Below are 5776 nucleotides of genomic sequence, written 5' to 3'. Positions count from 1 at the left end.
GGTAGGCCACATGGCCGGCGTGGAGGACGTCGAAGCATCCGTTCGTGAAGACGATCCGCCGACCCTGCGCCCGGTGTGCCGCGACGACGTCCGCGAGACGCGCGGCGTCCAGGACGGCGCCCGTGCCGAGGTGGTGCAGCCGGGCGCGCAGGTCCGCCGCCGGGCAGATGCCGGTGCCGGCGGTCGAGACGGCCACGGACGCGGCGATCGAGGCGAGCCGGACGGCGTCACGCAGCCCGACGCCCGCCGCCCGGGCGAGGACTATGGCGGCGACGAACGTGTCACCGGCCCCCGAGGTGCGCTCGTCGGGCGCGTCGGCGGTGGCCGGCAGATGCCACGGCGGCTCATCGGGAGTAAGGACGACGACGCCGTCGCGGTCGAGGGTGACGGCCGCGGCCCGCGCCCCGCTGGCGGCGAGGATCTGTGCCGCGTGGTGCCGCACGGTCCCGACCCGGTCGTGCGCGAAGGAGCCTCGGACGGCCTCGGGCAGCAGCGCGACGACCTCATCCGCATTGGGCTTGACCAGGTCGGGGCGCACCGCCGCCCATCGGGTGAGGTCGTGGGCGTCGACGACGAGCCGCCGGCCCGCCGCCCGCACGGCTGCCGCCACCCGGCCGATCAGCTCGGGGGTAAACAACCCCGTGCCGTAGTCACAGGCCAGCACGGCACAGGCCGACGCGGCCCCGGCGGTGACGCGGGCCGCCACGGCGGCGGCGGTGGCCCGCCGGGGCGGGGTCTCGTCACCCGTGTCGCAGCGCAGGTGGAGATGGTTGCCGGAACAGATCCGCCGCTTGGCCACCGTGGTCCGCCCGGGTTCGACGACCACGGCGGACGTGCCGACGCCACCGGCGTCGAGCAGGTCCCGCAGCCGCCGGCCGTCGGGATCGTCCCCCACCATCCCGACCAGCCGGGTGCGCGCACCGAGGGCGGCCGCGGCGAGGACGGCGTTGCCGGCTCCCCCCGGGGACTCCTCCCGCCCGGTCACAGAGACGACGGGTACGGGGCCCTCCCGGGACAACCCCCGCGGCGGTCCCCGCAGCCAGGAGTCGAGCATCGCGTCCCCGACCACGAGCAGGTGCAGCGCACCAAACCGATCCGGCAGCTCGGCGAGCGGCACGGGACGCGGCGAGGCCGGAGACGAGGCCGGAGACGCGGGGGCGGCGGTCATCGGGCCATCCCCTCCCCGACCAGCGCGAGCGCGGCGGCGGTCACCTCGGCCGGCGGCAGATCCAGGCATTCGTGCCCGAACGGGCAGGTGAAGGCGCGGCAGGGCATGCAGGGCGTCGCCCGGCGCAGCACCGCGACGCGCGCGGCGCATGGCCGGTACTCGCTCTCCCGTTCAGTGCCGGCGAACAGGGTGACGACGGGCGTGCGCACCGCGTCGGCGAGATGGGCACCGCCCGAGTTGTTGGTGACGACGACCGCCGCGCCGCGCAGGAGCGCGGCCAGCGCCGGGACGTCCAGGACCCCGGCGAGGCCCCGCCCCGCCGGGCCGGCAGCGGCGACGACCCGGTCGACCAGGGCGGTCTCGGCGCCCGTGCCGGCGACGAGGACCCGCAGGCCCGCGCCCGCAAGCAGGCCGGCGACCCGGGCGAACCGGTCGGCGTCGTAGCGGCGGGCCGAACAGCTCGCCCCGGGCAGCAGCACCGCGTAAGGGCCGGGTTCCGTCAGCGGCCGGACCCTCGCGACGGCCTCGCCTGGCACGGCCAGCCGGGGGTGGGATGCCGGGGCGGGGATGCCGAAGCGGCGCAGCAGCAGCAGCGCCCGGTCGACCTGGTGGATACCGCCGGGCAGGTCGTCCACCCAGTGGGTGAGCAGCGACCCGCCGAACTCCCGCGAGGCGCCAACCCGGGTCGGGATCCCGGCGAGGGCGCAGACGAAGGCGGCCGGCCACGGCGACTGGGAGAACGAGGTGAACAGGACCGCGACGTCGTAGCGGCGCCGCGCCAGCGTCTCGACCAGCCGGGTCTGCTCGGCCGGGTCGACGGGTCGGCCGCCGGTGTCCTGCCAGCACACCGATGCCACGACCGCGTCATCGACGCAGTCAAGCAGGGGCAGCACGGCCGCCCCGCCGGGTGAGGTCAGCACGTCGAGGCGGGCCCCGGGCGCCGCGGCCCGCAGCGCCGGGGACAGCAGCACGACGTCCCCGAGATTGTCCGGACGGACCGCCAGGACGTGGCGGGCGGCCGCGAGGTCCAGCGGACCCGCACGGCCCGCCGCCGGGTGGGACGCGACTTCGTTCACGGGAGGCTCCGGGACGGTCGGGAACGGTCGAGACGGTCGGGGACGGCTTCTCCCCCGCCCCGTGCCCGGAGGGTGGGCAACAAAACTGCTACTCTCCGCGAGGAACGTTCTCTCCGTGAGAACCACGCCGGGCGAGAACCACGCCGATCGCCTCGGCCTCGAGGGCCCAGGGGGCTGCCCGGCAGGCGGTGACCGCTCCGGCGAGCGGGTACGGCCTTCTCCATGCCGCGAGCAGCCATCCCCCCGGACAGCCATCCCCCGGATCGCCTTCGTCTGCGGCAACCTCGTCACCGCCGAGGACGGCGTCGCCGACTACACCATCCGGCTCGCCGAGACACTGCGCCACGACATCGATCCCGTCCTGATCACCTCGGGGCGGGTCGAGGGCGACCTCGGCCCCACCCGGGTGGTCACGCTGGAACGTGGGTGGGGTCCGGCCGGGATCGCCGCCACCGCGACGGCGCTGCGGCGCCTGCGGCCCGACCTCGTCCACCTCCAGTTCGCACCCTCGGCGTTCGGGTTCTCCCCGGCGGTCGGGCTGCCGCCCCCGCTGGCGGGCCGGCGCGTCCCCTGGGTGACCACCCTGCACGAGTACGGCTGGTGGGCATGGCCGTCCTGGCTGCCGGCGGCCCTGTGGCGACGGCCGGAACGGCACGGCTGGTGGGACCGGGAGACCCTGACGCTCGTGCCCCACTCGCGCGCCCTGGTGGTGACCAATCCCGAGCACGCCGCCGCGGTACGCACCCGCTTCGGCCGCCAGGCGCAACTGGTCCCCGTCGCCGCGAACATCCCCCGGGCACGAAGCACCGCCCGCACCGCCAGTCTGTCCTCCGACGCCGGCCCATCCCCCGGCGCCGACCCATCCCCCGGCGTCAGCCCGGGACAGGCGGCCCGGTCCCGGCTACGCGGCCGGCTCGGCACCGGCCCCGACGCCGAGGTGGCAGTCTTCTTCGGCTTCGTCCACCCGGTGAAAGGCGTGCGGTATCTCCTCGAAGCCGTCGCCGAGCTGCACGCCGACCATCCCGACCTGCATCTCGCCGTCGTCGGCGGGTTCACCTCCCTGGCGCTGCCCGACGCCGAGGCGGCGGCCTTCCGCCGCGAGCTCGAAGGGCACGCCCGTGCCGTCGGCGTCGCGGACCGGGTGACGTTCACCGGACATCTGCCGGCCGAAGAGGTTTCGGACATCCTGGCCGGGGCGGACGTCTGCGTGCTGCCGTTCACCGCCGGGGTGACGACGAAGAGCGGGGCGCTGGCGGCCGCGCTGTCCCACGGCCTGCCGACAGTGGTAACGGTCGCGGACCCGCCGGATCCGGCCCTCGTCGACGGCCGGACGGCGATCGTGGCCAAACCCGTGCGGGACCCGGCCGCGCTGGCCCGTGGGCTGCGCCGGCTGCTGGGCAACCCGGCGCTGCGGGCGGCCGTGTCCGCTGGCGGCCGCGACCTCGTCGCCGACCGGTCCTGGCCGTCCGTCGGGGCCGCGCACGCCCGCCTCTACCGGTGTCTGATCGGTCCCCGATGACCGTCGACGATCCCCCTCCCCGCCCATCCAGATCCCGCCCATCCAGAGGGATAAAATGGACACAAAACCCTCTGGAAAGGCAAGGAAGCCGAGACCAAGGAACGTCGGTGGCCGGCGAGTGGACGGATCCGGCCCGGGCGGAGCCGCGCGAGATCCTCTTCGTCGAGCTGCTCGGCGGGTTCGGCGATCTGCTGATCGCCCTGCCAGCGATCCACGCACTGGCGAACAGCCATCCGAATGCCCGGATCCGCGTCCTCACCTTCGCGCCGGCCGGCGAGCTGCTGACCCACGACGACCGGATCACCGAGGTCGTGCAGGTGACCGATCACCGCGCACAGGCCGTCCGCGAGGCTGTCGTCCGCGCGGTAAGCCGGCCGCGGGCGGACCTGGTCGTGACGACGACCCGGCACAGCGGCGTGCCGGCCGCGATCGAGGCCGGGCGACCGCGGCATACCGGACGGCCGAGGCACGTCGTGACGGACCTCTGGCGGCGGCCGGACCCCGCCGAACCGATCGGGTCCCGGTTCGTCCGGCTCCTCACCGAAGACGGCTGGATCCGGCCCGGCCCCGGCCATCCGGACGGCGCCGACGCCCGTGGCCGTGGCCGTGGCCGTGGTAACGCCCATGGGCGGGTCGCGCTGACCGCGGCGGAGGTCGCCGAGGGTGAACGCATCCTCGGCGCACTCGACAGCACCACGCCCGACGGCACCACGCCCGACAGCACCACACCCGGCCGCCCGGCTCCGGTGCTGCTGGTACCCGACGCCGGAATGGCCGTCAAACGGTGGCCGGCACGGCGGTGGACCGATCTCGCCCGGCTGCTCGCGGCGCGCGGGCATCCGGTCCTGCAGCCACACGCGTCCGGGGCCGGGACGGCCGTGCCCAGGGTGCCCATAGCCTCCCCGCTGCCGCTGCGGGGGTTCGCGGGGCTGTGCGCGGCCGTCGGCGCGCGCGGCGGCGTCGTGGTCGGCGGGGATACCGGGCCGGTGCGCCTGGCCGCTGCCGTCGGCGCCCGCACGGTGGCGCTGTTCGGCCCGAGCCCGGCCGCCCGCTACGGCATCGCGGCGTCCCGGCAAGGCGGCGATCCGGGCGGGATGGACCTGCAGGGACTGCCAGACTGCCCGGTCCGACGACCGCTGTCCATCACCGAACAGGACTGCTGGTGGACGGCGCGATGCCCGCTCTCGGCCGACGGTCCGGCCTGCATGAGGGACCTCACGACCGCCGTCGTGGGCGAGGCGGTTTCGGCCCGAACGCCGGGCCGGGCATCGGCCCGGACGGTGGATCTTCGGCCCCCGCCACCGGGAAGAAGAACCCGATCATCCAGTCCCTGCCATCCTCCCTGTTACCCAGAGTAGTAGTTTTCTCCGCGCTCCTCGGGGCAGCCCTCGTCTCGTGGCTGAACAGATCCGCGCCGTCGACGGCGCTTCCCCCCCTGAGCGCGGACACGCACGCGGCCGCCGGGCGCCGGACCCTGCCGAAAGCGGTGCTGTTCGACCGGGACGGGACGTTGTGCATCGACATCCCCTACAACGGCGATCCCGGACGGGTCGTCCCCGTATCGACGGCGGCGGCGGCCCTGCGGCGCCTGCGGCGGGCCGGCATCCCGACCGCCGTGGTGTCCAACCAGAGCGGCGTCGGGCGCGGTCTGCTCGCCCTCGACGACGTCCATGCCGTCAACCGGCGGCTCGACGATCTGCTGGGCGGTCTGGGGCCGGTGTTCGTGTGCCCCCATGCGCCGGACGCGGGCTGTCCGTGCCGCAAGCCTGCCCCGGCGCTGCTCCTCGCCGCGGCCGCCGCACTCGGCGTGGCGCCGCGGAACTGCGCGTTCATCGGCGATATCGGCGCGGACATGGCCGCCGCCGCGGCGGCCGGCGCCCGGGGCGTGCTGGTGCCGACGGCGGTCACCCGCGCGGACGAGGTCGCCGCGGCGCCCGAGGTGGCCGCCGATCTGCTCGGCGCCGTCGACCTCCTCCTCGAAGCGGCGGGAACGGGGGGACCGGCGGGAACGGC

Annotated in this window: 5 protein-coding genes; 3 read left to right on the top strand and 2 right to left on the bottom strand. The window is 75.7% G+C overall.

Features of this window, described 5'->3' with window-relative positions; genetic code table 11:
- Window positions 1–1168: bifunctional heptose 7-phosphate kinase/heptose 1-phosphate adenyltransferase (locus ACY5KJ_RS16905; RefSeq protein WP_462203820.1), on the bottom strand; the 1168-nt coding region annotated here is incomplete at its 3' end.
- A complete protein-coding gene (locus ACY5KJ_RS16900; RefSeq protein WP_462187626.1) occupies window positions 1165–2244 on the bottom strand; it encodes a glycosyltransferase family 9 protein in 1080 nt (359 codons plus the stop codon). The genes ACY5KJ_RS16905 and ACY5KJ_RS16900, both read right to left, overlap by 4 nt.
- A 115-nt stretch (window positions 2245–2359) precedes the next feature.
- Here ACY5KJ_RS16900 and ACY5KJ_RS16895 point away from each other — a divergent pair, with 115 nt between their 5' ends.
- The 3 genes from ACY5KJ_RS16895 to ACY5KJ_RS16885 form a co-directional block, all read left to right on the top strand.
- Window positions 2360–3763, top strand: coding sequence for a glycosyltransferase (locus ACY5KJ_RS16895; RefSeq protein WP_462187625.1), 1404 nt, complete (start codon window positions 2360–2362; stop codon window positions 3761–3763).
- A gap of 107 nt (window positions 3764–3870) precedes the next feature.
- Window positions 3871–5121 (top strand): glycosyltransferase family 9 protein, encoded by a 1251-nt coding sequence (locus tag ACY5KJ_RS16890; protein ID WP_462203819.1) that lies wholly within the window; start codon window positions 3871–3873, stop codon window positions 5119–5121.
- Window positions 5122–5249: 128 nt separating this feature from the next.
- On the top strand, window positions 5250–5776 hold a 527-nt coding region (locus ACY5KJ_RS16885; RefSeq protein ID WP_462203818.1), incomplete at its 3' end, for an HAD-IIIA family hydrolase.

Source organism: Frankia sp. CcWB3, assembly GCF_977927595.1.
The sequence above is the reverse complement of the archived record's forward strand: the minus strand, read 5'-3'. Positions and strand labels throughout refer to the sequence as shown.